22 protein-coding genes are annotated in these 25,447 nt (G+C 72.1%); 9 read left to right on the top strand and 13 right to left on the bottom strand.

The window, feature by feature from the left end; all coding sequences use genetic code 11:
* Positions 1-80 precede the first annotated feature (80 nt).
* A complete protein-coding gene (locus tag ACZ6SQ_RS32845) occupies positions 81-527 on the top strand; it encodes a DUF2550 domain-containing protein (RefSeq protein WP_386380977.1) in 447 nt (148 codons plus the stop codon).
* A gap of 20 nt (positions 528-547) precedes the next feature.
* Here the strand turns inward: ACZ6SQ_RS32845 and ACZ6SQ_RS32840 are convergent, their stop codons facing one another.
* From ACZ6SQ_RS32840 to ACZ6SQ_RS32830, 3 genes are all read right to left on the bottom strand, one after another.
* Positions 548-2,371, bottom strand: a complete 1,824-nt coding sequence (locus ACZ6SQ_RS32840; RefSeq protein ID WP_469568561.1) for a glycosyl hydrolase family 18 protein — start codon at positions 2,369-2,371, stop codon at positions 548-550.
* A 117-nt stretch (positions 2,372-2,488) separates the two neighbouring features.
* A complete protein-coding gene (locus tag ACZ6SQ_RS32835) occupies positions 2,489-3,130 on the bottom strand; it encodes a response regulator (protein WP_386380979.1) in 642 nt (213 codons plus the stop codon).
* Positions 3,127-4,326: a sensor histidine kinase gene (locus ACZ6SQ_RS32830; RefSeq protein WP_469568557.1), complete on the bottom strand. Its 1,200-nt coding sequence runs from the start codon at positions 4,324-4,326 to the stop codon at positions 3,127-3,129. Before ACZ6SQ_RS32830 ends, ACZ6SQ_RS32835 begins: the two co-directional genes overlap by 4 nt.
* 152 nt (positions 4,327-4,478) lie before the next feature.
* Between ACZ6SQ_RS32830 and ACZ6SQ_RS32825 the strand changes: the two genes are divergently transcribed.
* Positions 4,479-5,054, top strand: coding sequence for a hypothetical protein (locus tag ACZ6SQ_RS32825; RefSeq protein WP_469568555.1), 576 nt, complete (start codon positions 4,479-4,481; stop codon positions 5,052-5,054).
* Positions 5,055-5,214: 160 nt separating this feature from the next.
* Here the strand turns inward: ACZ6SQ_RS32825 and ACZ6SQ_RS32820 are convergent, their stop codons facing one another.
* Positions 5,215-5,787 carry a cob(I)yrinic acid a,c-diamide adenosyltransferase gene (locus ACZ6SQ_RS32820; RefSeq protein ID WP_469568552.1) on the bottom strand — a complete coding sequence of 191 codons (573 nt, stop codon included), beginning with the start codon at positions 5,785-5,787 and terminating at the stop codon, positions 5,215-5,217.
* Positions 5,788-5,943: 156 nt separating this feature from the next.
* On the opposite strand from ACZ6SQ_RS32820, the gene ACZ6SQ_RS32815 reads away from it, so the two are divergent.
* The 3 genes from ACZ6SQ_RS32815 (at position 5,944) to ACZ6SQ_RS32805 (ending at position 10,071) form a co-directional block, all read left to right on the top strand.
* Positions 5,944-6,792 (top strand): 3-hydroxyacyl-CoA dehydrogenase family protein, encoded by an 849-nt coding sequence (locus ACZ6SQ_RS32815; RefSeq protein ID WP_469568550.1) that lies wholly within the window; start codon positions 5,944-5,946, stop codon positions 6,790-6,792.
* A gap of 172 nt (positions 6,793-6,964) precedes the next feature.
* Positions 6,965-7,288: an STAS domain-containing protein gene (locus ACZ6SQ_RS32810; RefSeq protein ID WP_386380984.1), complete on the top strand. Its 324-nt coding sequence runs from the start codon at positions 6,965-6,967 to the stop codon at positions 7,286-7,288.
* A gap of 251 nt (positions 7,289-7,539) precedes the next feature.
* The gene (locus tag ACZ6SQ_RS32805) at positions 7,540-10,071 is read left to right on the top strand and encodes an ATP-binding protein (protein ID WP_469568548.1); all 2,532 of its coding nucleotides are present in this window, start codon (positions 7,540-7,542) and stop codon (positions 10,069-10,071) included.
* An 88-nt stretch (positions 10,072-10,159) separates the two neighbouring features.
* Here the strand turns inward: ACZ6SQ_RS32805 and nucS are convergent, their stop codons facing one another.
* Complete coding sequence (gene nucS / locus ACZ6SQ_RS32800) at positions 10,160-10,831, bottom strand: endonuclease NucS (protein ID WP_469568546.1); 672 nt, start codon at positions 10,829-10,831, stop codon at positions 10,160-10,162.
* A gap of 299 nt (positions 10,832-11,130) precedes the next feature.
* Here nucS and ACZ6SQ_RS32795 point away from each other — a divergent pair, with 299 nt between their 5' ends.
* The gene (locus ACZ6SQ_RS32795) at positions 11,131-11,523 is read left to right on the top strand and encodes an SCO5389 family protein (protein WP_386380987.1); all 393 of its coding nucleotides are present in this window, start codon (positions 11,131-11,133) and stop codon (positions 11,521-11,523) included.
* An 84-nt stretch (positions 11,524-11,607) separates the two neighbouring features.
* On the opposite strand, the gene ACZ6SQ_RS32790 is transcribed toward ACZ6SQ_RS32795, so the two are convergent.
* Positions 11,608-12,636, bottom strand: coding sequence for an LLM class flavin-dependent oxidoreductase (locus ACZ6SQ_RS32790; RefSeq protein ID WP_469568543.1), 1,029 nt, complete (start codon positions 12,634-12,636; stop codon positions 11,608-11,610).
* Between the two features lie 222 nt (positions 12,637-12,858).
* Between ACZ6SQ_RS32790 and ACZ6SQ_RS32785 the strand changes: the two genes are divergently transcribed.
* On the top strand, positions 12,859-13,194 hold the full coding sequence (locus ACZ6SQ_RS32785; protein ID WP_469568541.1) for an ATP/GTP-binding protein: 336 nt from the start codon (positions 12,859-12,861) through the stop codon (positions 13,192-13,194).
* Positions 13,195-13,250: 56 nt separating this feature from the next.
* On the opposite strand, the gene ACZ6SQ_RS32780 is transcribed toward ACZ6SQ_RS32785, so the two are convergent.
* From ACZ6SQ_RS32780 to mce, 7 genes are all read right to left on the bottom strand, one after another.
* On the bottom strand, positions 13,251-14,120 hold the full coding sequence (locus ACZ6SQ_RS32780) for an ABC transporter permease (RefSeq protein WP_386380990.1): 870 nt from the start codon (positions 14,118-14,120) through the stop codon (positions 13,251-13,253).
* Positions 14,117-15,346 (bottom strand): ABC transporter ATP-binding protein, encoded by a 1,230-nt coding sequence (locus ACZ6SQ_RS32775; protein ID WP_469568538.1) that lies wholly within the window; start codon positions 15,344-15,346, stop codon positions 14,117-14,119. Before ACZ6SQ_RS32775 ends, ACZ6SQ_RS32780 begins: the two co-directional genes overlap by 4 nt.
* Before the next feature lie 124 nt (positions 15,347-15,470).
* A complete protein-coding gene (locus ACZ6SQ_RS32770) occupies positions 15,471-16,241 on the bottom strand; it encodes an ABC transporter permease (RefSeq protein ID WP_469568536.1) in 771 nt (256 codons plus the stop codon).
* Positions 16,242-16,243: 2 nt separating this feature from the next.
* Positions 16,244-17,218, bottom strand: coding sequence for an ABC transporter ATP-binding protein (locus ACZ6SQ_RS32765; RefSeq protein ID WP_469568533.1), 975 nt, complete (start codon positions 17,216-17,218; stop codon positions 16,244-16,246).
* Positions 17,219-17,303: 85 nt separating this feature from the next.
* Entirely contained in the window at positions 17,304-18,239 is a 936-nt protein-coding gene (locus ACZ6SQ_RS32760) for a coiled-coil domain-containing protein (protein WP_386380994.1), read from the bottom strand.
* Between the two features lie 206 nt (positions 18,240-18,445).
* Positions 18,446-22,294 (bottom strand): polarized growth protein Scy, encoded by a 3,849-nt coding sequence (scy, locus tag ACZ6SQ_RS32755; RefSeq protein WP_469568531.1) that lies wholly within the window; start codon positions 22,292-22,294, stop codon positions 18,446-18,448.
* Positions 22,295-22,529: 235 nt separating this feature from the next.
* Entirely contained in the window at positions 22,530-22,970 is a 441-nt protein-coding gene (gene mce / locus ACZ6SQ_RS32750; RefSeq protein ID WP_386380996.1) for a methylmalonyl-CoA epimerase, read from the bottom strand.
* A gap of 147 nt (positions 22,971-23,117) precedes the next feature.
* Here mce and ACZ6SQ_RS32745 point away from each other — a divergent pair, with 147 nt between their 5' ends.
* Together ACZ6SQ_RS32745 and meaB are read left to right on the top strand one after the other, a co-directional pair.
* Positions 23,118-24,320 (top strand): acetyl-CoA C-acetyltransferase, encoded by a 1,203-nt coding sequence (locus ACZ6SQ_RS32745; RefSeq protein ID WP_386380997.1) that lies wholly within the window; start codon positions 23,118-23,120, stop codon positions 24,318-24,320.
* 42 nt (positions 24,321-24,362) lie between these two features.
* The gene (meaB, locus tag ACZ6SQ_RS32740; protein ID WP_469568658.1) at positions 24,363-25,319 is read left to right on the top strand and encodes a methylmalonyl Co-A mutase-associated GTPase MeaB; all 957 of its coding nucleotides are present in this window, start codon (positions 24,363-24,365) and stop codon (positions 25,317-25,319) included.
* Positions 25,320-25,447: the final 128 nt, after the last annotated feature.

The raw sequence follows: 25,447 nt of genomic DNA, 5'->3' as shown, positions 1-25,447 counted from the left end.
TCTCCGGTCCCCGCCGCGGCTGAGGCAGATCTGGGTGTTTTTTACGTTCCGTTACCTAGGAGACGAGGAGGTCGGTGTCGATGGTCCTCGCTCTGACTGTGTGCGGAATCGTCGTGGCGCTCGTGGTGCTGGGGCTGTTCGTCTTCGGTCTGCGCCGCAGACTGATCCAGCGTTCCGGTGGCACCTTCGACTGCAGCCTGCGCTGGGACGTCCCCGAGGGGGGCGACACCAGCGGCAAAGGGTGGGCGTACGGTATCGCCCGCTACAGCGGTGACCGTATCGAGTGGTTCCGGGTCTTCTCCTACGCGCCTCGTCCGCGCCGGGTCCTGGAGCGTTCCGCGATCGAGGTGGCCGGCCGCCGCGTCCCCGAGGGCGAGGAGGAGCTGGCCCTGCTGTCCGACGCGGTGATCCTGGTCTGTCTGCACCGGGGTACGCGTCTGGAGCTCGCGATGAGCGAAGACGCGCTGACCGGTTTTCTCGCGTGGCTGGAAGCAGCCCCGCCCGGACAGCGCGTCAACGTCGCTTAGTGGAACTCTTCAGTCAGCTGTTACTTCAGACCGTTGCTGATGGCGCCGACCAGCTCACCGTTGCTGGTGTCGCCGGAGAACTCCCAGAAGAAGGCGCCGCCCAGGTTCTGGGACTTGGCCCACGCCATCTTCGTGCCGATGGTGGCCGGGGTGTCGTACGACCACCAGTTGGTGCCGCAGTGGGCGTACGCCGTGCCGCCGACGGTGCCGGTGGCCGGGCAGGCCGTCTTGAGGACCTTGTAGTCCTCGATGCCGGCCTCGTAGGTGCCGGGAGCCGCGCCGGTCGCCGTGCCGCCGGGGGCGGCCTGGGTCACGCCGGTCCAGCCGCGGCCGTAGAAGCCGATGCCGAGCAGGAGCTTGCTCGCCGGGACGCCCTTGGCCTTGAGCTTGGCGATCGCGTCGGCCGAGTTGAAGCCGGCCTTCGGGATGCCCGAGTACGAGGTCAGCGGGGAGTGCGGGGCGGTCGGGCCCGTCTTGTCCCAGGCGCCGAAGTAGTCGTAGGTCATCACGTTGTACCAGTCGAGGTACTGCGCGGCGCCGCCGTAGTCGGCCGCGTCGATCTTGCCGCCGGAGGAGGCGTCAGCGGTGATGGCGGCGGTGATCAGGTAGTTCTGGCCGAACTCGGCACGCAGCGCCTGGGAGAGGTTCTTGAAGGCCGCGGCGCCGGAGGTGTCGCAGGTCAGGCCGCAGGCGTTCGGGTACTCCCAGTCGATGTCGATGCCGTCGAACACATCGGCCCAGCGCGGGTCCTCCACGACGGCCTTGCAGGACTTGGCGAACGCGGTCGCGTTGGCAGCGGCCTGGCCGAAGCCGCCCGAGTAGGTCCAGCCGCCGAACGAGTACAGCACCTTGATGTGCGGGTACTTGGCCTTCAGCTGGCGCAGCTGGTTGAAGTTGCCGCGCAGCGGCTGGTCCCAGGTGTCGGCGACACCGGAGACGGACTGGTCGGCGGTGTACGCCTTGTCGTAGGCGGCGTAGGTGTCGTCGACGGTGCACTGACCGTTCTTGACGTTGCCGAACGCGTAGTTGATGTGGGTGATCTTCGACGCGGAGCCGGAGGTCACGAGGTTCTTGACGTGGTAGTTGCGGCCGTAGACGCCCCACTCGGTGAAGTAGCCGAGGTTGACCTTGGCGCCGGGCTGCGGGTCGGTGCCGCCGCCGGTGGTCCGTACGGCGACGGAGCCGCTGGCCGGGCCGGTCTGGTCGGCGGTGTCACGGGCCTGGACGGTGTAGGAGTAGTCGGTGCCGGCGGTGAGGCCGGTGTCGGAGTAGGTGGTGCCGGTGACGGTCGCGACCTTGGTGCCGCCGCGCAGAACGTCGTAGTTCTTGATGCCCTTGTCGTCGGTGGCCGCCGACCAGCTGAGCTTCACCGAGGTGTCGGTGACGTCGGAGGCGGTCGGGGTGCCCGGCGCGGACGGTGCGGTGTCGCCGGGGACCGTCGGGCCGCCGTCGCAGCTGCCGCCGTTGATCTTGCAGTTGGAGGGCGAGCCGGGGCCGGCGCCGTTGAAGCCGAAGGAGATGGAGGCACCCGGGTTGAGGGTGCCGTTCCAGGTCTTGTTCTTGGCGGTCCAGTGGTTGCCGGCGGAGGTGACGTCGGCGTCCCAGGCGGAGGTGACGGACGTGCCGGAGGGGAAGTCCCACTCGACCGTCCAGGAGTTGATGGTCGTGTCACCGGTGTTCTTCACCGTCCACTGGCCGCCGAAGCCGGTGCCCCAGTCCTGGGTCTTGGTGAAGGTGGCGGTGGCACTGGTCGCTGCCTGGGCGGGGCTGGCGAGCCCCACCATTCCGGCCAGCGGGAGCAGCAGGGTCGCGAACCCTGCCGCAGCTCTGTGTCCGAAGCGCATGCGCTTCTCCTCAGGGGGTGTTGGGGGCATGACTGAGCCTTCACGCCCACGGTGCCGCGAGGATAGGAAAGGTCTGGACCAGAGGTCAATAGGTCTGGACCACTCTGACGCTGTGTACTACCTCAGACCCAACTCCTGGGCGAGCACCGCCGCTTGCACCCGGCTGCGCAGTTCCAGCTTCCCCAGCAACCGGCTGACGTGCGTCTTCACCGTCGCCTCGGCCATGTCCAGGCGGGCCGCGACGTCCGCGTTCGACAGTCCCTCGCCGAGGCAGATCAATACTTCGCGCTCACGCGGTGTCAGCGCCTCCAGCAGCGCCGGATCGGCCTTCGGACGGGCCGGCCCGGAGGCGAACTCGGCGATCAGGCGCCGGGTCACCGCCGGCGCGATCAGGCCCTCGCCCCGCGCGACCGTGCGCACCGCCTCCAGCAGATCCCGGGCGTCGGTGTTCTTCAGCAGGAACCCCGCCGCCCCCGCCCGCAGCGCCCCGAACACATACTCGTCGAGGTCGAAGGTGGTCAGCACCAGCACGTCCGCCAGCCGCTCCGCGACCACCGCCCGGGTCGCCGACACCCCGTCCATGCGCGGCATCTGAATGTCCATCAGCACCAGATCCGGCCGCAGCTCCCGGGCCAGCTCCACCGCCTGCTCGCCGTCGGCCGCCTCACCGACCACCTCGATGTCGGGCGCGCTGCGCAGGATGAGCACCAGCCCGGCGCGGACGGCGGACTGGTCCTCGGCGACGAGGACGCGGATCATGCGGGATCTCCTTCGGCAGTGGGAAGTGTCGCGCGGACCGCCCAGACCTTGCCGTCCGGGGAGTCCTCCGTACCCGCCCGGAGCGTGCCGCGCAGCAGCGTGGCCCGCTCCCGCATCCCCACCAGCCCCGCGCCGGAGCCGGGAGCGCGCGGCCCGTCGTGCCCGCCCCAGGGACTGGTGACGGTCAGGGACAGCGCGCCCGCGCCGGCCCGCAGCACGACCGAGACCCGGCCGGGGCCCGCGTGCTTGAGGGCGTTGGTCAGCGACTCCTGGACGATGCGGTACGCGGCGAGCTCGACCGGCGCGGGGACACCGGCCGGGGCGTCGCCGTCCAGGGAAACGTCCAGGGACACGTCCAGGCCGTTGCTCCGGGCCGAGGCGACCAGGGCGTCCAGGCCGTCCAGGGTGGGTGTGGCGGCGGGCTCGCTGTCCCCGCTGCCGTCGCGCAGGATGCCGATGAGACGGCGCATCTCGGCCAGCCCCGCGACACTGTTCTCCCGGATCACCCCGAGCGCCTGCCGGGTGGTGGCCGGCTCGTCCAGGGACAGCGCGGCGGTGGAGTGGATGGCGATCGCCGACAGATGGTTGGCGACCATGTCGTGCAGCTCCCGCGCCATCCGGGCGCGCTCGGCGGTGACCGCCTGCACCCGGTCCATCTCGGCCAGCAGCGCCGTGCGTTCGGCCGCCAGCCGGGCCGCCTCGGCGGCGTCCCGGTGGTTGCGCACGATCAGGCCCGTGGCCGCGGGCGCGAACGCCACCACACCGACGGCCACGCCGATCAGCAGGGCCTCGGGCACCCGCCACATCGCGTACGGCACCACCATCCCGGCCACCGACAGGATGCCGGTCACCCGGGGGACACGGCGGGCCGCGGCGGGCGGGCCGTACAGCACGGACGCGTAGATCACGTCCGTGAACATCACGACGGTGACCAGATTGCCCTGGGTCAGCAGATCCGCGAAGACCGCGACCGTCGCCACCAGCAGGGCCTGGCGCGGCGCGGTCCGCCGCAGCAGCTCGCAGCCCGCCATCACCACCAGCGGCACCAGGATCGGCCAGCGGCCCGGCCACACCACGACCGGCTCGTCCGCGGCCCGCGATCCCAGCCCCAGGCCCCACAGCAGCAGACCGCCCAGCAGCCCGGCCAGCGCGATGAGCACATCGAAGCGGCGGGGGCGGGGGAGCGCGGACAGCATGCCCTCATCCAACACCGCCGCCGGGCCGCACGCGTGCACCCCGGGGACGGTCCCCGGCTGCATCTTTCGATGTAGCGCGGGTTCCTCTCCGCCGACGACGCGCGGCGCGCGGACCGCCGGGAGCCTGGAAGGGTGACCGAGAGGAGCGAGCCGTGATCGTCGGACTGATCGTCGCCTGTGAAGTGGCCTTCTGGGTGCTGCTGGCCGGGGGACTGACCCTGCGCTACGTGGTGAGGATGCCGCGCCTCGGGCTGGCCCTGCTGCTGTGCGAGCCGCTGCTGGAGATCCTGCTGCTCGCCGTCACCGCCGTCGACCTCAAGAACGGCGCCGAGCCCGACTGGAAGCACGGCCTGGCCGCCGTATACATCGGCTTCACGGTCGGTCTCGGCCACGCCACCGTCAAGTGGGCCGACGCCCGCTTCGCCCACCGTTTCGCCGACGGACCTCCGCCGCCCCGGCCGCCGAAGTACGGCACCGCCCGCGCGGTCCACGAGTGGCGGGTGGCCGGCCGCTGGACCCTCGCGGCCGTCGTCGCCCTCGCCCTCCTCCAGGCCGCCGCCTGGTACGTCGGAGGCGACGGGGACACCAGTTCGCTGCGCTCCTGGCAGCAGCGCATGCTCTGGGTGATCGGCATCAACCTGGTCATCGCCACGAGCTACACGCTCTTCCCGAAACGCGAGAAGACCTCACCCGTCCAGGACCACGCCGGCTCCGACCGCCGCTTCTAGGGGCGGCGGGGCTGTGCCGATACGCGGCTCCGCCGCGCCCAGCAGCTCCACCGCCGCCTCAGGGGCGCGGGGAACTGCGCGCCCGGCCCCCACGGCGCCGCACCCGAAGAACCGCCCGGCCCAGCGCCCAGCACCTGGCGCCCGGCCCGGCGCCCAGCGTCTAGCGCTCGCCGCCGGGCACCCACAGCACGTCCCCGACCTCCTTGTTCGCGGTGCGCGCGAGGATGAACAGCAGATCCGAGAGCCGGTTGAGGTAGGTCGCCGTGAGCGGGTTCATGACCTCCTCGTGCACCTCCAGCGCGGCCCAGGTCGAACGCTCGGCCCGCCGTACGACCGTGCAGGCCTGGTGCAGCAGGGCCGCGCCCGGGGTGCCGCCCGGCAGGATGAACGACCTCAGCTTCTCCAGCCGCTCGTTGAAGCGGTCGCAGTCGGCCTCCAGCTTGTCGATGTAGAACTGCTCGACCCTCAGCGGCGGGTACTCCGGGTTCTCCACCACGGGCGTCGACAGATCCGCACCCACGTCGAACAGGTCGTTCTGCACCCGGGTGAGGACCGCGACGACCTCCTCCTCCAGACCGCCCAGCGCGACGGCCGTCCCGATGACCGCGTTGGCCTCATTGGTGTCGGCGTACGCCGAGATCCTCAGATCGGTCTTGGCGACCCGGCTCATGTCCCCGAGGGCGGTGGTGCCGCGGTCGCCGGTCCTGGTGTAGATGCGCGTCAGATTGACCATGGGATCAGGGTAGTTACGCCTTCTGCCGCCCACCGGTGTGATGTCCGTCAGATGAGACGTGACGCGCGTTACTTACCGGTCACACAGCGGCTCACGCCCGCTAGTGTCCGCCCGAGAGCAAACGTAAACAGCGTGTATGCATACAAGGGAGTCGGAGTGGCACGGAAGCTTGCCGTCATCGGGGCCGGTCTCATGGGTTCCGGCATCGCTCAGGTCTCCGCGCAGGCGGGTTGGGACGTCGTCCTGCGCGATGTCACCGACGAGGCGCTGAAGCGCGGTACGGACGGCATCAAGGCGTCGTACGACAAGTTCGTGAGCAAGGGCAAGCTGGACGCCGCCGACGCCGAGGCGGCGCTCGGGCGGATCACCTCGACGACCGACCTGGACGCGGCGGCTGACGCCGACATCGTGGTCGAGGCCGTCTTCGAGAAGCTCGAGGTCAAGCACGAGATCTTCCGCGCGCTCGACAAGATCGTGCGCCCGGAGGCCGTGCTCGCCTCCAACACCTCCGCCATCCCGATCACCAAGATCGCGGCCGTCACCGAGCGCCCCGAGCGCGTCGTCGGCGTGCACTTCTTCTCGCCGGTGCCGATGATGCAGCTCGTCGAGCTGGTGCGCGGCTACAAGACCAGCGACGAGGCGCTCGCCACCGCGCGGGAGTTCGCCGAGAACGTCGGCAAGACCTGCATCGTCGTCAACCGTGACGTGGCCGGCTTCGTGACCACCCGGCTGATCTCCGCCCTCGTGGTGGAGGCCACCAAGCTCTACGAGTCGGGCGTCGCCACCGCCGAGGACATCGACCTGGCCTGCAAGCTGGGCTTCGGCCACGCCATGGGCCCGCTGGCCACCGCGGACCTCACCGGCGTCGACATCCTGCTGCACGCCACCGGCAACATCTACACCGAGACCCAGGACGAGAAGTTCGCCCCGCCGGAGCTGATGCGCCGGATGGTGGACGCCGGTGACATCGGCCGCAAGAGCGGGCAGGGCTTCTACAAGCACTGAGAACCGCACACGCCCCACAGGTGTCACACCAAGGGGTGAATTCGGTATCGGTTCGCTTACGGACGGCAACCTCTGACGCCTCAACACCGTCAGAGGTTGCAACCGTAGCTCGTACAGCACGGCACCACACTCATCGCATCGCGGAGCACGAGACGCACGCACAGGAGCACTTATGTACATCAGGGGCGACCACGCCGAGGTGGTCGTCGGGGGCCGCCTCGACGTTCGCAGTGCCGCGGACGCCCGTACGGTCCTGCACTCGGCCGTCGACGACGGAGCCGGGGACCTGGTCCTCGACCTGTCGGAGCTGGACTCCTGGGACGCCACCGGGCTCGGCGTGATCATGGGCGCCCACCGGCGCGCCGGCCGCTGCGGCCGCCGCCTGGTGCTGCGCGACGTGCCGCCGCAGATGCAGCGCCTGCTCGTGGCCACCCGGCTGCACCGGATTCTGGCCATCGAGGGCGGCCTCGGGGTGGAGTCGCTGCCCCGGGTGTGACCCCCGATACGGGCGGTGACCAGGACCGGACGCGAGGCGTCGAATCGCCCGACGCGCCCAATCATCACGAGACCATGACGTCTCGGACGGGCCGGCACCCCGGGCTGTCGTAGAACCGGATCGAAGGTTTACGGTTCGTCTGCCCGCCGCCTGAAACCCATCGGCGGGTACCGGACCAGAAGCGACAGCGCAGCGTGCAGCAAGGCCGGGAGGGGCTACCGCCACACCACGCTTTTGGGGGGCTTGAACCTATGGACCCGACCACCCGGGGACCCGAGGACCACGGCCACGACGACGGACGTGCCTCCCGCCCGAACGCCTTCGAGGGCGGCACGGCCCAGCCGCCGCGCCAGCGCCCGCCCAGGGACGCCATCGCGCCCGAACTCGGCCAGCACACGCCCCCTCAGGCCCGCATGACCGAACTCGTCTCCGGCGAGTTCCTGCTCACCGTCAACCCTGTCGACGGCAGCGAGATCGAGGTCTGCCCGCCCGCCCGGCGCCCCGCCCGCCCCGAGAAGCTCGACGCCGACGAGCGCGCCGAGACCGCCCGCGCCGCCGCACCGCCGGTCCCGGCCGGCCCGGCCCGCCCCGAAGTGCCGCTGCTGGGCCGCCAGGACGAGCACGAGCGCCTCGTACGGCTCCTCGCCCGGGGCCGCTCCATACGGCTGACCGGCGCCTCCGGATCCGGCCGCACCCGCCTGCTCGACCTCGTCGCCCGCGACAGCGCCGACCTCGCCCCCGACGGCGTGGTCCGCCTCAGCGGCTTCCACCGCACCGCCGACGACCTGCTGCACGACCTCTTCCACGCCGTCCACCGCGCGCCCGAGCACCGCCCGGAAGGCGACGAACTGCTCGACCGCGTCGGCGAGATCGGCGCCGTCGTCGTCGTGGACGACCTGGAGTTCGGCGGCGCCGCCCTCGACGCGCTGCTGGACGCCACCCCCGAGTGCGCCTTCCTGGTCGCCGCCACGCCCGACGTGCCCGCGCCCTCCGTCGAGGCCGACTTCGACGAGGTCCTTCTCGACGGCCTCGACCGCGCGGGCGGACTGAAGCTGCTGGAGTCCGCCGTCGGCCGCACGCTCTCCGAGGACGAGGCCAACTGGGCCGGCGACCTGTGGTTCGAGTCCGAGGGCCTGCCCCTCAGGTTCGTCCAGGCCGGCGCCCTGCTGCGGCAGCGCGACCGGCTGCGCGCCGGGGCCGACGCCCTCGACGAGTACGGCGTCTTCGAGCCCGACGTCCCCGTGGAGGACACCCCGGCCCCCGCCGACGAGCCCGCCGACGAGGTGCCCCTGCCCTCCCTCGCCGAGGGAGCCGCGCCCGCCGCTCTCCTCGCCTCCCGGCTCAGCTCCTCCGCCCGCGCCGCCCTGCGCTTCGCCGTCGCCCTCGGCGGCGAGGTCCCGCACCAGGCGCATCTGCCCGCCCTGGTGGGCGACACCCACGCCGACGCCGCCCTCGGCGAACTCCTCGGCTGCGCCCTGGTCACCCCGGTCGGCGCCCGCTACCGGCTCGCCGCCGGTGTGCTGACCCAGCTGGAGTCCGCCGGATACGGCGACGAGGCCGACACCCGCGCCCTGGCCGCCGCCCAGCACTACGCCTGGTGGGCCGGGCACCCCTCGGTCACCCCCGAGCGCGTGTGCGCCGAGGCCGACGCCGTGCTCAGCGCGCTCACCGCGCTGGTGCCGGTGACCACCGTGCCGCCCGAGGACGAGGAGAGCCCGGCCGTACAGCTGGCCCGCGCGGCGGCGCCCGCGTTCGCCACGGGCCTCGACTGGAGCGCCTGGGAGCGGGCGCTGCGGGGCGGCGCCGAGGCCGCCCGGCTGGCCGGTGCCGTGTCCGAACAGGCCTACTTCCACCACGAGCTCGGCGTCCTCGCGCTGTGCGGCGGACAGCTCGACCGCGCCCGCGCCGAACTGGAGGCGTCCATCGGCCTGCGCGGCGCCCTCGCCGACAAGCGCGGCACGGTCGCCGGCCGCAGGGCGCTCGCCCTGGTGGACGACCGCTCCGGCACGACCCCGGGGCTGGGCCTGCCGCTCGCCCTCCTGGCCGAACTGCCCGAGACCCGCAAGGACGAGGCGGCGGGCGCGGCCGGTGCCGCGCCGGCGCTCATGCCGTTCCCCTCGCTGCGGCGCTCCGACGACGACACCTCCGGGCCGGCGACGCGGCGGGACCCGGAGAGCTCCGCCCCGCCCCGCGCCGCCCGGGGCGGGCTGCTCGGGCTGGCCCGGCGCAACCTGGCGGCGACGGGCGCGGGCGCGCTGCTCGTCGCGGTGCTGGGCACGGTGGTGACCCTGGGCGCCACGTCCGGCCACGACGCCGACCCCTCGGACCGGGTGGGGGTGAACCCCTCGGTCAGCCAGGACCAGGGCGAGGACAGCCTGGGCTCCGACGAGGCCCCCGAGACCGGCGGCGACACCGGCACCGCCACCAGCCGCCCGACCGGCCCCAGCCCCGAGGGCACCCCGGACGACCCGGCCACGGTTCCCGTGCAGAACGCTCCCGTGCCCACCCCGAGCGGCACCGGCGGCGGGACGCCCCGGCCGTCCGCCTCGCCCACGCAGTCGCCGACCAAGAAGCCGACGAGCCGTCCCTCCACCTCACCGACGAGGCCCTCGTCCCCGTCGGCGACACCGTCCGGGACGCCGAGCGGCACACCCTCGGGAACCCCGAGCGGGTCGCCCTCGGGCTCGCCGACCACGAGCAACTCGGCGAGCGGCTCGGCGACGGCCTCGGCCAGCACCTCGGAGACGGGCCGGGAGAGCGCGGGCCCGGCCGACATCCTCTGACCCACAGCGGTACGCGTCAGGGCCGGGCTCCCCGTGGGGAACCCGGCCCTGAGCGCGGTGCGGTGCCGTACGCGCGAAGGCGGCCGGATCAGAACAGCCGCAGCTTGTCGTCCTCGATGCCGCGCATCGCGTCGTAGTCCAGGACCTGGCAGCCGATGCCGCGGTCGGTGGCGAGGACGCGGGCCTGGGGCTTGATCTCCTGGGCGGCGAAGACACCACGGACCGGCGCGAGATGCGGGTCGCGGTTCAACAGCTCCAGATAGCGGGTCAGTTGCTCGACGCCGTCGATCTCGCCCCGGCGCTTGATCTCGACCGCGACGGTCTGCCCCTCGGCGTCACGGCACAGGATGTCGACCGGTCCGATCGCCGTCATGTACTCGCGCCGGATCAGCGTGTAGCCGTCGCCCAGCGTCTCGATGCGGTCGGCGAGCAGTTCCTGGAGGTGCGCTTCCACGCCGTCCTTGATCAGGCCGGGGTCCACGCCCAGTTCGTGGGAGGAGTCGTGGAGGACTTCCTCCATCGTGATGATCAGTTTCTCGCCCGCCTTGTTGACGACGGTCCACACGCCCTCCTCGTCGCCCGTGCCCTCCTTCAGAGTGCACGGCGGCGACATCCAGTTGAGGGGCTTGTAGGCCCGGTCGTCGGCGTGGATCGAGACGCTCCCGTCCGCCTTGACCAGGATCAGACGGGGCGCCGAGGGCAGGTGAGCGGTGAGCCGGCCGGCGTAGTCGACGGAACACCGGGCAATGACGAGACGCATGGTCCGCAACGCTACTCGACGGCCGGGGGTGGACGCGATTCGCCCGTCCGTCGCCCACCACCGCCCCCAGCCGTCGCTCAGGGTGCCGCCCCTTTTGATCCAGAACGGTCCTGTTCGGTAGTGGCCGATTGTGCGCGGGCCCGGGGTTCCCTATGTGCGCATTCTCCTGGTGCCGTCACCGTCTGTTGCCTACCGTATTAAACGGGAGGTTGCGATGTGTGTACGCAGCGTGTCGGAATTCGCGACCTTCCTTTTCTGTCCGGCAACCCCTGCGTCGCGGGGGTGCGAGAGGAGAACCCATGTCGCTCGACGTCTCACCGGCCCTACTCGAACAGGCCGAGCGAGGCGAGGTCGACGAAGCAGCCTTCGTCGACTGCGTCCGGACCTCCCTGCCCTACGCATGGGAGATGATCAGCTCCCTGGTGGCCCAGCTGAAGGTGGACGGCGGCCAGTTCGCCGACAACCAGACGCCCCCGCCGGACGAGCAGGCACGCGGTCAGCTGTTGCGTGCGCTGGCGAGTGACGCCATACGCGGTGCGCTGCAACGGCACTTCGGGGTGCGACTGGCCTTCCAGAACTGCCACCGGGTGGCGGTGTTCCCGATGGACACCTCCGTCGACCAGACGCTGGCCCGCTTCACCTCGGTCCGCAGTCAGTTGCTGAACCAGTCCCCGGAGCTGCGGGACTGCTGAGGCGTTGAACGACTCGCTTGCCGCTCCGTACGGGGGGAGGTGCAGTTCGGCCGGGGCGGCAAGCAGCCCGTGGGACACGGCGGTTCAGCGCAGCTGTGGCAGGACCTCCGCGCCGAGCCGCCGTACGTTCTCCTCCGTGGCCGCGAGGTCGCCCGAGCCCTCGACGAGCAGGGCGAAGCGGGAGACCCCGGTGCGCTCCGCCGTCGCGGCGAGCCGGTCCGCGCAGAGCCGCGGGGTGCCCACCGGGTGCAGCCCGCAGAGCAGTTCGGTGTACGCCAGGGGATCGCGCATCCGGCGTTCGCGGCCGTCGACCGTGACATGCGCGTCGAGCCCCTGCCTGAGCCAGCCCGGCATCGCCTTCAGCAGCACCTCGGCCGCGTCCGTACGCCGGTCGGCGATCTGGCAGACCCCGGCGGACACATGGCCCGGGTCCCGGATCTCCTCGGCGGGGCGGCCGGCCGCGCGGGCGTGCAGGCGCCACTGCGCGGTCATCTCGGCCTTCTCCTCGTCCCCGATGTGCATGCCCAGCAGCATCGGCAGCCCGCGCTCGGCTGCCAGCCGGACGGACGCGGGGGAGGTGCAGGCGACCAGCGTCTCCGGACCGGCGGCGTCCGTCAGGGACTCCGACGGCCTTGGCACGACCGGGACTTCACGGAACGCGAAGCGCTCCCCGGCCGCCGACACCCGCGCCTCGCGCAGCCAGCGCACCAGCAGATCGAGTGATTCCGGGAACCCCTTCTCGTACGCGTCCAGGCCGGTGCCGAACACCTCCAGGTCCACCCACGGCCCGCCCCGGCCCACGCCCAGCGAGAAGCGGCCGCCGCTCGTCAGGTGCAGCAGCGCGGCCTGCTCGCCGAGCGTCACGGGGTGGGTGGTGGGCAGGACGGACACCGCGGTGCCCACCCGGATCCGGTGGGTGCGGCCCAGCAGCAGCGCGGCCAGCGTGACCGCGGACGGGCAGGTGCCGTACGGCACGAAGTGGTGCTCCGCCAGCCAGACCGCGTCCAGCCCGGCCTCCTCCGTGACCTCCGCAGTGCGCACCGCCCGGTGCAGTGCCTCCCCCTGGCCCTGTCCCGGGAACTGGGCCGCCAGCACGAAACTTCCTACGCGCATCGCAACTTCCTGCTTCCTTGGCTCCGACACGGAGCTCCCCCACCCGGCATAACCGTCCGACACGTGCCGAGGACACGGCCTGACGGATGAATTTGCGGATTGTCTGCCGAATGGGCCGTCCCGGTGGGGACGGGCGAGCCCCACGGACCGCCGGGTGCCCTCCCTGATGCCGCGTACGCTGGACACGGACCGTGATTCCTGTATAGCCCCGTGAGGTGTTCTGTGTCCCCGCGTCGCAACCGACCCAAGGGTGGCGAATCCTCGTCCGGCCGCAATGCCGAGGACGACCGGCCGGGCCGCTACGGCGGCTGGGAGTCCTCGGAGGACTGGCAGGGCGAGGACTGGACGGTGCGGCACGTGGCGGGCGCGAGCGTGCAGGGCAAGACCTACCGCTGCCCCGGCTGCGACCAGATGATCCCCTCCGGCGTCCCGCACGTGGTGGCCTGGCCCGCGCACGCGGGCGTGGACGACCGCCGGCACTGGCACAAGGCGTGCTGGAACGCGCGGGACCGCCGCACCACGCCGGTGCAGCGGTCCCGTAACGCGCCCAGGTTCTAGCAGGTCACGTCTCCCGCACGGCCCGGGCGGTCCGAGTGCGGGAAGGGCGGGCGGGGTTACACGTCCCGCCGCTCCAGCAGGGCGTAGGCGCCCGCGAAGGCCACGCCGACCGCGACCAGCATGATCCACAGCGGGTCCCAGCCCGACGGGCCGGTCTCGGTGAGGGAGTTGGAGTAGAAGACGCTCAGCTGGTTCGGGATCGAGTACTCGAACAGCGCCTGGCGCACGTCCTCCAGCGAGGACGAGAACATGAACAGCGCGATCACCAGCGGCGCGAGCACCGCCGCGATCATGATCGTGATGGCGCCCGCCGAGTGCCGGATGACCGAGCCGATCAGCAGTGACAGCAGGCCGAGCAGGGCCAGGTAGAGCGAGACGCCGACGGTTCCCTTGAACCACTCCGCGCCGGTGGGCTCACGCGCGTCGCTGACCAGGCCGACCTGGACCAGGGCGACGAAGCCCGAGGCCACCAGCGTCACCACGAACGCCAGCACGAAGAACACCAGCGACTTCGCCGCGAGGACCCGGCCCCGGGTGGGGCAGGCGGTCATGGTCGTGCGGATCATGCCGGTGCCGTACTCGGAGGCCGTGGTGAGCACGCCCAGCGTGATCAGGCACATGTTGCCGAGCAGCAGCCCGAAGAAGCCGAGGCCGAGCGGGTTCTCGTCACCGAGGCCCGCGTCCTCGGAGTTGGACGCCACCACCAGGCCGGTCAGCAGGCCGATGCCGACGACCAGCAGGAGGAAGACGCCCAGCGTCCACATCGTGGAGCGGATCGACTTGATCTTCGTCCACTCCGAGGCGAGGGCGTGGCCGAGGTGCGTGCGCACCACGGGGATCGGCGAGCTGTACGCGGCGTGCGGCGGACCGGCCGGCGCCTGCCACTCGGGCGCGGCCTGCGGCATCGGGTGCTGGGGCGTGCTCATCGGACGTCCTCGGGCTTGTTCGGGGCGGCGGAGGGGGCGGACGCGGGCGGCTGAGGAGCGGCGGCCGGTGCCTGCGGCGCGGCGAACGGCTGCGGCGCCGGCGCACCCGGCACCGGCTGGCCGAAGCCGGGCTGAGCCGCGCCCGGGGCCGCCTGGAGGTACGGGTTCGCGCCCTGCGGCGCGGCGAAGGGCGCACCGCCCTGCTGGGGCGGCGGCGGGGCGTACCAGCCGGGCTGGCCCTGGCCGGGCACCGGCATGGGCGGCTGGGCGCCGGGCGGCAGGGGCTGCTGGAGGCCGGCCTTCTGGTCGATGGTGGAGCGGTAGTCCACCGCGCCCTGCGTCATCCGCATGTACGCCTCCTCCAGCGAGGCCTGGTGCGGCGACAGCTCCCACAGCCGTACGTCGGCGTCGTGCGCGATGTCGCTGATGCGGGGCAGGGGCAGCCCGGTGACCCGCAGGGCGCCGTCCTGCTCGGGCAGCACGTGCGCGCCCGCCTCGGTCAGCGCGGAGCCCAGCTTCTCGCGCAGCTGCGGCTCGGTGTCCGGGGTGCGCACCCGCGCGAAGCCCGCGGAGTTCGCCGCGATGAAGTCCTTGACGCCCATGTCGGCGAGCAACTGGCCGCGGCCGATCACGATGAGGTGGTCGGCGGTCAGCGCCATCTCGCTCATCAGGTGCGAGGAGACGAAGACCGTACGGCCCTCCGCGGCCAGCGCCTTCATCAGGTTGCGCACCCAGAGGATGCCCTCGGGGTCGAGGCCGTTGACCGGCTCGTCGAAGAGCAGCACCTGGGGGTCGCCGAGCAGCGCGGCGGCGATGCCGAGACGCTGGCCCATGCCGAGCGAGAAGCCCTTGGAGCGCTTGCGGGCGACGTCCTGGAGGCCGACGACACCGAGCACCTCGTCGACGCGGCGGGCCGGGATGCCGGACAGCTGGGCGAGGCTGAGCAGATGGCTGCGGGCCGAGCGGCCGCCGTGGACGGCCTTGGCGTCGAGCAGCGCGCCGACCTGGCGCGGCGCGTTCGGCAGCTTGCGGTACGGGTAGCCGCCGATCGTCACCTGCCCCGAGGTGGGGTTGTCCAGCCCGAGGATCATCCTCATCGTGGTCGACTTGCCCGAGCCGTTCGGCCCGAGGAAGCCGGTGACGGCCCCGGGCCGCACCTGGAAGGAAAGGTTGTACACAGCGGTCTTGTCGCCGTAGCGCTTCGTCAGGCCGACTGCCTCGATCATGCTCCGCACCCATCGAGAGGTTCAGGACAGCGGGGCACACGCCCCCGTAAGGGTTAGGAGGATATCGAGGCGCTGACGGTTCCCTCCAAGAGGAGGTAAAAACGAGCACCCTTTCGAGTGTGACTCACGCGTCCCGCCGCTTCAGCAGCACATAACCGCCGATCAGGGCCGCGGCCACCCACAGCGCCATGATCCCGAGCCCGCCCCAGGGTCCGTACGGCGTGTCGTCGTCGACCGGGCGGACCACCTGCATGATCCGGCTGCCCGCCTGGTCGGGGAGGTAGCGGCCGATCTTCTTCGTGGCGCCGACGTTGCCGAGGATGTTGGAGATCAGGAAGAAGAACGGCATCAGGATGCCGAGCGAGAGCATGGGGGAGCGCAGCATCGCGGCCACCCCCATGGAGAACATCGCGATCAGCGCCATGTAGAGGCCGCCGCCGATGACCGCCCGCAGCACGCCCGAGTCGCCGATCGACGCCTTCAGCGAACCCAGCATCGACTGGCCGAGGAAGAACGTGGCGAAGCTGGTCGCCATGCCGACCGCCAGCGCCAGCACGGCGGCCACGGCCACCTTGCTGAACAGGAAGGTCGCCCGCTGCGGCACGGCGGACAGCGAGACCCGGATCATGCCGGTGCTGTACTCGTTGGACACCACCAGCACCCCGAACACGATCATCGCGAGCTGCCCGAGGCTCATCCCGGCGAAGCTGATGAAGGTCGGGTCGAAGTCGAGCTGCTCACGGGCGTCCAGATTGTCGAACTCGCTCTTCGACAGCGCCGAGATCAGCATGCCGAGCGCGATCGTGACCACCACGGAGAGGGAGAGCGTCCACACCGTGGACGCCACCGAGCGGATCTTGGTCCACTCCGACCGGATGACCTGTGTGGCCGCCATGCTCAGCCCTCCTTCCAGCTCTCGCCCCACTGCGGCCGCCGCTCCGGCGGCGGCGCCTGCGCGGGAGGCCTGTCGGTGTGCGCGTGGTACTCGACGGACTCGGCCGTCAGCGCCATGAAGGCCTCCTCCAGGGAGGCCTGCTGAGGGCTCAGCTCGTGCAGCACGACCTGGTTCTGCGCGGCCAGCTCACCGATCCGCTCGGACTTGCCGCCGTCGACCTCCAGCACCCCGCTGCCCGTCTCCACCACCGTGATCCCGGCCCGGTGCAGCACGTCGAGCAGCCGCTCGCGCTGCGGGGAGCGCACCCGGACGAAGGTCCGTGAGTTGCGGGCGATGAAGTCGGCCATGGAGGTGTCCGCGAGCAGCCGGCCCTGTCCGATGACGACGAGGTGGTCGGCGGTCAGCGCCATCTCGCTCATCAGGTGCGAGGAGACGAAGACCGTACGGCCCTCCGCGGCCAGCGCCTTCATCAGATTGCGGATCCAGTGGATGCCCTCGGGGTCGAGCCCGTTGACCGGCTCGTCGAACATCAGGATCCGCGGGTCGCCGAGCAGCGCGGCCGCGATGCCGAGGCGCTGCCCCATGCCGAGCGAGAACCCCTTGGCCTTCTTGCGGGCGACGGCGGTCAGGCCCACCGTGTCCAGCACCTCGTGCACGCGGCCGCGATGGATGCCGTTGCTCTGCGCCAGGCACAGCAGATGGTTGAAGGCGCTGCGGCCGCCGTGCACGGCCTTGGCGTCGAGGAGGGCGCCGATGTACTTGAGCGGGTCGGTCAGCTGGTTGTAGTGCCTGCCGTCGATGCGCACGTCCCCGGCCGTCGGCCGGTCGAGCCCGAGCATCATGCGCATGGTCGTGGACTTCCCGGCGCCGTTCGGGCCGAGGAAGCCCGTGACGATGCCCGGACGGACCGTGAAGGTGAGGTTGTTGACCGCCACCTTCTCTCCGTACCGCTTGGTCAGACCCTCGAGCTCGATCATGCGGCCACGCTAGAACGGGACAAAGCCCTCTGCCACCGGAGTGACAGAGGGCTCGTCAGCTGTTCGGCGAAGGGCTGCCGGAGGGTTACCGGGACTGCTGCGCCGGGACACCGCGGGAGATCGGCTCGTCCTCGGCCGGGGAGCCGGCGGCGGCCACCGCGGCACCGGTCAGCGTGGCGAGCATCTCGCGGACGTTCGTCAGCTGCGCGTTGATCGAGTCGCGGCGGTTGGTCAGGGCGGCCAGCTCGCGCTCGGATTCCGAACGGATACGGTCGGCCTTGGCGTTGGCGTCGGCCACGATGTCCTCGGCCTGGCGCTGGGCGGTCTCCACCGTCTGGCGGGCGCGGCGCTCGGCGTCCGTGCGCAGCTTCTCCGCCTCCAGGCGCAGCTGCTCGGCACGGTGCTCGATCTCCGCGAGGCGCTTCTCGGCCTTCGCCTGACGCGAGGCCAGGTCGCGCTCCGACTGCTCGCGGCGCTTGGCCAGGTTCGTCTCGAAGTCGGCGGCGGCCTGCGCGGCCTTGGCGCGGGTCTCCTCGAAGAGCGCGTCGGCCTCCTCGCGCTTGGACTGCGCGTCCTTCTGCGCCTCGGAGCGCAGCTGGACGGCCTCGCCCTGGGCCTTCTCGACGATCCGGACGCCCTCGTCCTCGGCCTTGGACTTGCGCTCGGCCGCGAACGACTCGGCGTCGTTGCGCACCTGCTGGGCGGCCGACTCGGCAAGCTCGCGGTGCTGCTCGGCCGCGCGGCGGGCCTCCTCGCGCAGGTCCTTGGCCTCTTCCTCGGCCAGGCGCAGGATCTTCTCGACCCGCGCGCCGAGACCGGCGTACGACGGCTCGGCGTCGGTTACCTGGGCCTGGGCGTTCTGCGTCTCGAGGTGGAGCTCCTCGATGCGCTTTTCCAGAGCGGTGATGCGGGAGAGAGCGCTGTCACGGTCGGAGACGAGCTTGGAGATACGTTCGTCCACCTGAGCGCGGTCGTACCCACGCCGCACAAGCTCGAAGCCGTAGGGGGAAGTGTCGCTCATGGGATTCCTGTCGAATGAGACCGGTGAGGTGATAGGTGGAATCCTAGGGGTCGGAACGGTGTGTCATCGAGCGGATGCGTGTTTGATCTGGAGAATGACACCCCTTTTGGGTGGCTGACCCCCGGATCGCTTGCCAAGTCATGGGCAAAGCTCCGGGAACGTCTGGGGGCAAAGCCCCCAGAACACCCCGGAACGCATCCGCCTGGCTAGCCGTCCGACGGCTTTGCACCCGAACGGGGTGCCCCGACCGTCGCGCCCGCCTTGACGCCCCCGTCCTTGCCCGCGGACGGCGCCTCGAAGGACTCCAGCGCCTCCAGCACGTCCTGGACCCGGGAGATCTCGGCCTGGATGTCCTCGCGCCGGCGCACCAGGACCTCCAGCTCCCGCTTGCCCTCCTCGACCGTCGCCCGCGCCTCACGGATCGCCTCGGCCCGCAGCTCCTCGGCCTCCTTGATCAGCGAGGCCTTCTTCTGCTCGGCCTCCTTCAGCAGACCCTCGGCCTTGCGGACCGCCGCGATACGCACCTTGCTCGCCTCGGAGCTCGCCTCCGACATCAGGTCCTTGGCCTTCGCCTTGGCCTTCTCCAGCTGCTCCTCGGCGGCCGTGATCAGCGCGTCACAGCGGTCGCCGGTCGACTTCATCGTCTCCGCGGCCTCCCGGCGGGCCCGCTCGTGCAGATCCTCGATCTCGGACGTGATGCGGTCGCGCAGCTCCTCCGCGCGCTCCCTTATGGCCGTCGCGTCCCGGCGCGCGCCGACCAGCAGCTCGTCGGCGTCCGTACGGGAACGCTCCACCCGGGAGTTGCCCTCGATCGTCGCCTCGGAGACGATCCGGTCCGCCTCCTTGCGCGCCGCGCCCACCATCGTGTCGGCCTGCGACTCGGCGTCCGCGGTCGTCTTCAGCGCCTGCTGCTGCGCCTCGTTCAGCAGCTTGTCGGCCTCCGCCGCGGTCTCCGTGATCAGCGTGTCGACCTGCTCGGCCGCCTCCGAACGCCGCTTGTTGGCGTCCTGGCGCGCCTCGTCCAGGATGTGCTCGGCCTCCTGGCGCGCGGCCGTGGTGAGCCGCTCCGCCTCGCGGGCCGCGTCCTCGCGCAGCCGCTCGGCCTCCGCGCGCAGCCGGTCGGCGTGCTGCTGCGCCGAACCGACCGTCTCCGCGGCCCCGGCACGCAGCCGCTCCGCCTCACCGGTCGCCTCCGAGACCAGCTGCTCGGCGGCCGACTGCGCCTCGGCACGCACCCGGTCGGTCTCCGCGACCGTCTCGGTGGTGAGCCGCTCCGCCTCGCTGCGGGCCTCGGTGATGAGGGTGTCCGCCTGCGTCGCCGCGTCCGAGCGGATGCGGTTGGCGTCCTCGCGGGCGTCCGCCCGGGTGCGCGCCGCGTCCTGGTCGGCCTGCGCGATGGTGTCCGAGGCCTCCGTGCGCACCCGCTGGGCGTGCTCGGAGGCGTCCGAGCGCACCCGCTCGGACTCGGCCATCGCGTCCGCCATCGTCCGCTCGGCGAGCGCCTTGGCGGCCGCCGCCTCCTCGGACGCCTCGCGGCGCACCCGGCTCGCGTCCTCGCCGGCCCGCTCCCGCTCGGCGTAGGCGTCGGAACGGACCCGGTCCGCCTCCTCCTCGGCCTCCCGGCGGGTACGGTCCGCCGCGTGCTCGGCGGCCGAACGCAGCCCGGTGATCTCCTCCTGCGCCTGCTCGTGCAGGCCCGTCACCGACTCCCGCACCTGCTGGGCGTGCTGCTCGGCGGCCGACACCATCTCGGTCGAGCGCCGGTCGGCCTCCTCGACCAGACGGGTCGCCTCGGTCTGGGCCTCCTCCACGCGGTTGCGCGCGCTCGCCAGCAGCTCCTCGCTCTGCTCGCGGGCCCGCTCGCGCTCCTGGTCGGCCTCCTGCCGGGCCGAACCCAGCAGCTCCTCCGCCTCACGGCGGCGCCGGACGGCCTCCTCCTGAGCGGCGGCCAGCGTCTCCGACGCCTCGGTGCCCAGCCGCTCGGCGGCGGCCTGCGCCTCCGCGCGCATACGGTCGGCGCCGTCCCGCGCCTCCTGCCGCATCCGCTCCGCCTCGGTCGCGGCCTCCGTGCGCAGCCGTACGGCCACGGCCTCGCCCTCGGCGCGGGAGGCGGACGCGTCGGCGGCGGCCTCGTCACGCAGCCGCTCCGCCTCCGTCTCGGCCTGCTGCTGGAGCGTACGGATGCGCTCGGCGGCCTCGGCCCGCAGCCGGTCGGTCTCCTCGGCGGCCTCGCGGCGGATGCGCTCGGATTCCTCCCGGGCTTCGCCGAGGGCCTGCTCGGCGGAGACCAGACGCTGCTCGGCCTCGGTGTGCTGGCGGGTCAGGTCCTCGGCGGCCTCCGCCTGCCGGGCCGCGACCGCCCGCTCGGTCTCCTCGCGCAGCTCCTGCGCGGCCCGCTCGGCGTCCGCGCGGATGCCGTCGGCCTGCTCCACGACCTCCTCGCGGTGGCGGTCGGCCTCCCCGCGGGTGCGCTCCAGGGTCTCCTCGGCCTGCCGGCGCAGGCTCGTCGCCCGCTCGATCGCCTCGGTGCGGACCTTCTCGCTGTCCGCGGTCGCGATCCGGCGCAGCTCGTCGGCGTCGGCCTTCGCCTTCGACAGCAGCTCCTCGGCGGACCGGGCCGCCTCCTCGATCTGCGCGACCGCCTCACGGCGGGCCTCCGCGCGGATCTTCTCGCCCTCGCCGACCGCCTCCGAGCGCAGGTTCTCGGCCTCGCCGCGCAGCCGACGCGCCTCCTCCTGGAGCTCGACGGTCTTGGCGCGGTACTCCTGGGTGTCGTCCTTCGCCGCGCCCTTGAGCTGCTCGGCGATGCCGTGCGCCTCGGCGCGCAGCCGGTCCGCCTCCGCCTCGGCCTCACGGCGGATGCGCTCGGCCTCCTCGGCGGCGGCGCGGGTGGTCTGCTTGGCCTCCTCCGAGGCCTTGTTCAGCACGTCCTCGGCGGTCCTGGCCGCCTTCGACAGCTGGGTCGCGCTCTCCTCGGCGGTGAGCGTGCGGGCCTTCTCGGAGGCCTCCGCGACGATCTTCTCGGCCTCCGCGCGGGCGTCGGCGAGCTGCTGCTCGGCCTCCTCCCGGGTGGTGTCGGCCTCCTTGGTGGCCTCGCTGACCAGCCGGGCGACCTGCTCCTTCGCGGTGCGGGTGCGGGTCTCGTTGGCGGCCTCGGCGCCGGCCAGCGCCTTGGCGGCGGACTCCTTGGCCTCGGTGAGCAGCTTCTCGGCCTCGGTCTGCGCCTTGCGCAGCGCCTCCTCGGCCTCGCTCATCCGCTGCTCGGCGGCCCGGCTCAGCTCGGCGGACTGCCGACGGGCCGAGTCCGACTCCGTCGCCGTCGACGAACGCAGCTGCTCGGCGTGGTCGGTGGCCTCCTGGGCCTGGGTGGAAGCCGCGTTCAGCAGCCGCTCGGCGTCCGTACGGGCCCGGCGCAGGATCTGCTCGGCCTCCGAGCGCCCCGCCTCGGCCTCGGCCTGGAGCCGCCGGCCGGCCTCGCCGGTCAGCCGCTCGGCCTCCGTGCGGGCCGCCGCGAGGGCCTTCTCGGCCTCCGCGCGGGACTCGTCCAGCAGCCGCCGGGCCTGCCCCTCGCTGCGGGCACGCAGCTGCTCGGCCCAGGCCACGTTCTCGTTGACGTGCGCCTCGACCGTCTGGCGGCGCTCGGCCAGCTCCTGGTCGAGCTGCTGGCGCCGGGTCACCGCCTCCTGGTGCAGCTCGGCCTGGAGCCGGGCCGCCTGCTCGGCGTGCTCCTGGAGGATGCGCTGGGTCTGCGCCCGCGCCTGGCTCAGCTCGCGCTCGGCGTCCGAGCGCAGCTGGTCGGCCTGCACCTGCGCGTTGCGCAGCAGCTGCTCGGCCTGATAGCCGATGTCCGCACCGTCGTAGGCGGGCCTGGTCATCAGGGTGCGGCGCGCCTCGTGCAGCTTGGCGCGCAGCACCTCGACCTGGTAGCCGAGGTCCTCGGCGTGCTGGATCGCCTTTTCCCGCTCGGTCTTCAGCCGCTTCATCTCGGCCTCGAACCGAGAGAGGTGGTCGACGTCAGCCGCCGGCTCTCGCTCCTGGCTCTCGTAGCCCCGCACTGCGCGGTCCCATCCGTCCCCTGGTCGCAAGTCTCTCCAAACGAGCCCCGCCCATCCGCCGAACGGGGCCCCCGGGGAATGGTGTCAGATCAACGAACGGAGCATGGGCTGCTGCCCGGCGCTCGTCCCCCGAAACCCGGACCCCGGCGGTCCTGGCGCCGTCTCCGACGACAGGACGTGGACGCCCGGGAGCCGGGCGACCGCACCCAACCCTACCGGCCCATATGTACGAGGGTCAGTGCTCAGGTGACTCAACGGCCGCCGAAGTGACCAGTTCCGTGAGAACACCGCCGCAGTCCTTGGGGTGGAGAAAGGTGATCCGGGACCCCATGGAGCCGATACGGGGCTCGTCGTAGAGCACCCGCACACCCTTGCCGCGGATGTCGGCGGCGTCCCCGTCGACGTCCGCGGTGCCGAAGGCGATGTGGTGGACTCCCTCGCCGTTCTTGGCGAGCCACTTTGCGACTGTGGAGTCCTCGCGGGTGGGCTCCAGCAGCTGGAGGTACGAGGCTCCGCCGTCGGACGTATCGTTGATCTTGAGCATGGCCTCGCGCACGCCCTGCTCCTCGTTGACCTCGGAGTGGAACACCTCGAAGCCGTAGGTGGACCGGTAGAACTCGACGGTCTTGTCGAGGTCGAAACAGGCGATCCCGATGTGGTCGATTCGCGTCAGCATGGATTCAGTGGAGCGCTCCGAAGGTGGTTACGCAACGTGCGCGCGATCACACCGACGGCCCGATGACGCGCGGAGCACCGGCTCAGTACATTCGAGTAAACCCTCGTTCACTCCTCAGCTTGTGCAGCTGAAAGGGGATCGCACCTCATGTCTGGAACGAACAGCGCCACCTCGGTCATCGTCGCCGGCGCCCGTACGCCCATGGGCCGCCTGCTCGGCTCCCTGAAGACCTTCTCCGGAGCCGACCTGGGCGGCTTCGCGATCAAGGCGGCCCTGGACCGCGCGGGCATCGGCGGTGACCAGGTGCAGTACGTGATCATGGGCCAGGTGCTCCAGGCCGGGGCGGGGCAGATCCCGGCACGCCAGGCCGCCGTCAAGGCCGGCATCCCGATGAACGTCCCGGCGCTCACCATCAACAAGGTGTGCCTGTCCGGCCTCGACGCCATCGCGCTGGCCGACCAGCTCATCCGCGCGGGCGAGTTCGACATCGTGGTCGCGGGCGGCCAGGAGTCCATGACCAACGCCCCCCACCTGCTGCCGAAGTCCCGCGACGGCTTCAAGTACGGCGCCGTCGAGATGCTCGACGCCATGGCCTACGACGGCCTGACCGACCCGTGGGAGAACATCCCGATGGGCGAGTCCACCGAGAAGCACAACACCCGCCTCGGTATCGGCCGCGCCGCGCAGGACGAGATCGCCGCCCTGTCGCACCAGCGCGCCGCCGCCGCCCAGAAGAACGGCGTCTTCGAGGCGGAGATCACGCCGATCGAGATCCCGCAGCGCAGGGGCGAGCCGGTCGTCTTCAGCAAGGACGAGGGCATCCGCGCCGAGACCACCGCGGAGTCGCTCGGCAAGCTGCGCCCGGCCTTCACCAAGGACGGCACGATCACCGCCGGCACCGCCTCGCAGATCTCCGACGGCGCCGCCGCCGTGGTCGTGATGAGCAAGGCCAAGGCGCAGGAGCTGGGTCTGGACTGGATCGCCGAGATCGGCGCCCACGGCAACGTGGCCGGCCCGGACACCTCTTTGCAGTCGCAGCCGTCGAACGCGATCCTGCACGCCCTGAAGAAGGAGGGCCTGGAGACGTCCGACCTGGACCTGATCGAGATCAACGAGGCGTTCGCCGCCGTCGCCGTGCAGTCGATGAAGGACCTCGGCGTGGACACGGACAAGGTGAACGTCAACGGCGGTGCCATCGCCCTCGGCCACCCCATCGGCATGTCCGGCGCCCGGCTGGTGCTGCACCTGGCGCTGGAGCTGAAGCGGCGCGGCGGCGGTGTCGGCGCGGCGGCGCTGTGCGGCGGCGGCGGCCAGGGCGACGCGCTGATCGTGCGGGTGCCCAAGGCCTGACCGGCCGCCGTCGTACCCGACACGAGGAGAACGGGAGCTGTGATGCAGGACGTCGCCACGCTGGTTTCTCAGGCCAGGGAGGGCCGGCCACGCGCCGTGGCCCGGCTGATCTCCCTGGTCGAGGGGGCGTCCCCGCAGCTCAGGGAGGTCATGGCGGCGCTCGCTCCGCTGACCGGCAACGCCTACGTCGTGGGTCTCACCGGGTCCCCGGGCGTCGGCAAGTCGACGTCGACCTCGGCCCTGGTGACGGCGTACCGCAGGCAGGGCAGGCGGGTCGGCGTCCTGGCCGTCGACCCGTCCTCGCCGTTCTCCGGCGGGGCTCTGCTCGGTGACCGGGTGCGGATGTCCGACCACGCCTCCGACCCCGGCGTCTACATCCGCTCCATGGCGACCCGCGGGCACCTCGGCGGGCTCGCCTGGGCGGCGCCGCAGGCGATCAGGGTGCTGGACGCGGCGGGCTGCGACGTGGTGCTCGTGGAGACGGTCGGGGTGGGCCAGTCGGAGGTGGAGATCGCCTCCCAGGCCGACACCAGCATGGTCCTGCTGGCCCCGGGCATGGGCGACGGCATCCAGGCCGCCAAGGCGGGCATCCTGGAGATCGGCGACGTGTACGTGGTCAACAAGGCAGACCGGGACGGCGCCGACTCGACGGCCCGCGAGCTGAACCACATGCTCGGGCTCGGCGAGTCCCGGGCCCCGGGCGACTGGCGTCCCCCGATCGTGAAGACAGTCGCCTCGCGCGGCGAGGGGGTGGACGAGGTGGTCGAGGCCCTGGAGAAGCACCGGGCCTGGATGGAGGAGCACGGCGTGCTCACCGAGCGCCGCCTCGCCCGTGCCTCCCACGAGGTGGAGACGATCGCGGTCACCGCCCTTCGCGAACGCATCGGAGACCTGCACGGCGACCGTCGGCTGAGCAGCCTCGCCGAGCGGATCGTGGCGGGCGAGCTGGACCCGTACCGCGCGGCGGACGAACTGGTGACGGGCCTGACCCGGGGCTGAGGCTCCGGCTGTCACCGGCCGCCCCGCGCGGACGTGGGGGGGGGGGGGGGGGGGGGGGGGGGGGGGGGGGGGGGGGGGGGGGGGGGGGGGGGGGGGGGGGGGGGGGGGGGGGGGGGGGGGGGGGGGGG

The sequence above is a fragment of the Streptomyces sp. NPDC048600 genome, from assembly GCF_055587025.1.
Note: the sequence above shows the minus strand (reverse complement) of the source record. Positions and strands in the feature narration are given on the sequence as shown.

What these genes read in the sequence shown, in the direction of transcription:
- ACZ6SQ_RS32845 (WP_386380977.1), top strand. Translation starts at nt 81, where the DNA reads ATGGTCCTCGCTCTGACTGTGTGCGGAATCGTCGTGGCGCTCGTGGTG.
- ACZ6SQ_RS32840 (WP_469568561.1), bottom strand. Translation starts at nt 2,371, where the DNA reads ATGCGCTTCGGACACAGAGCTGCGGCAGGGTTCGCGACCCTGCTGCTC.
- ACZ6SQ_RS32835 (WP_386380979.1), bottom strand. Translation starts at nt 3,130, where the DNA reads ATGATCCGCGTCCTCGTCGCCGAGGACCAGTCCGCCGTCCGCGCCGGG.
- ACZ6SQ_RS32830 (WP_469568557.1), bottom strand. Translation starts at nt 4,326, where the DNA reads ATGCTGTCCGCGCTCCCCCGCCCCCGCCGCTTCGATGTGCTCATCGCG.
- ACZ6SQ_RS32820 (WP_469568552.1), bottom strand. Translation starts at nt 5,787, where the DNA reads ATGGTCAATCTGACGCGCATCTACACCAGGACCGGCGACCGCGGCACC.
- ACZ6SQ_RS32810 (WP_386380984.1), top strand. Translation starts at nt 6,965, where the DNA reads ATGTACATCAGGGGCGACCACGCCGAGGTGGTCGTCGGGGGCCGCCTC.
- ACZ6SQ_RS32805 (WP_469568548.1), top strand. Translation starts at nt 7,540, where the DNA reads ATGGACCCGACCACCCGGGGACCCGAGGACCACGGCCACGACGACGGA.
- nucS (WP_469568546.1), bottom strand. Translation starts at nt 10,831, where the DNA reads ATGCGTCTCGTCATTGCCCGGTGTTCCGTCGACTACGCCGGCCGGCTC.
- ACZ6SQ_RS32795 (WP_386380987.1), top strand. Translation starts at nt 11,131, where the DNA reads ATGTCGCTCGACGTCTCACCGGCCCTACTCGAACAGGCCGAGCGAGGC.
- ACZ6SQ_RS32790 (WP_469568543.1), bottom strand. Translation starts at nt 12,636, where the DNA reads ATGCGCGTAGGAAGTTTCGTGCTGGCGGCCCAGTTCCCGGGACAGGGC.
- ACZ6SQ_RS32780 (WP_386380990.1), bottom strand. Translation starts at nt 14,120, where the DNA reads ATGAGCACGCCCCAGCACCCGATGCCGCAGGCCGCGCCCGAGTGGCAG.
- ACZ6SQ_RS32775 (WP_469568538.1), bottom strand. Translation starts at nt 15,346, where the DNA reads ATGATCGAGGCAGTCGGCCTGACGAAGCGCTACGGCGACAAGACCGCT.
- ACZ6SQ_RS32770 (WP_469568536.1), bottom strand. Translation starts at nt 16,241, where the DNA reads ATGGCGGCCACACAGGTCATCCGGTCGGAGTGGACCAAGATCCGCTCG.
- ACZ6SQ_RS32765 (WP_469568533.1), bottom strand. Translation starts at nt 17,218, where the DNA reads ATGATCGAGCTCGAGGGTCTGACCAAGCGGTACGGAGAGAAGGTGGCG.
- ACZ6SQ_RS32760 (WP_386380994.1), bottom strand. Translation starts at nt 18,239, where the DNA reads ATGAGCGACACTTCCCCCTACGGCTTCGAGCTTGTGCGGCGTGGGTAC.
- mce (WP_386380996.1), bottom strand. Translation starts at nt 22,970, where the DNA reads ATGCTGACGCGAATCGACCACATCGGGATCGCCTGTTTCGACCTCGAC.
- ACZ6SQ_RS32745 (WP_386380997.1), top strand. Translation starts at nt 23,118, where the DNA reads ATGTCTGGAACGAACAGCGCCACCTCGGTCATCGTCGCCGGCGCCCGT.
- meaB (WP_469568658.1), top strand. Translation starts at nt 24,363, where the DNA reads ATGCAGGACGTCGCCACGCTGGTTTCTCAGGCCAGGGAGGGCCGGCCA.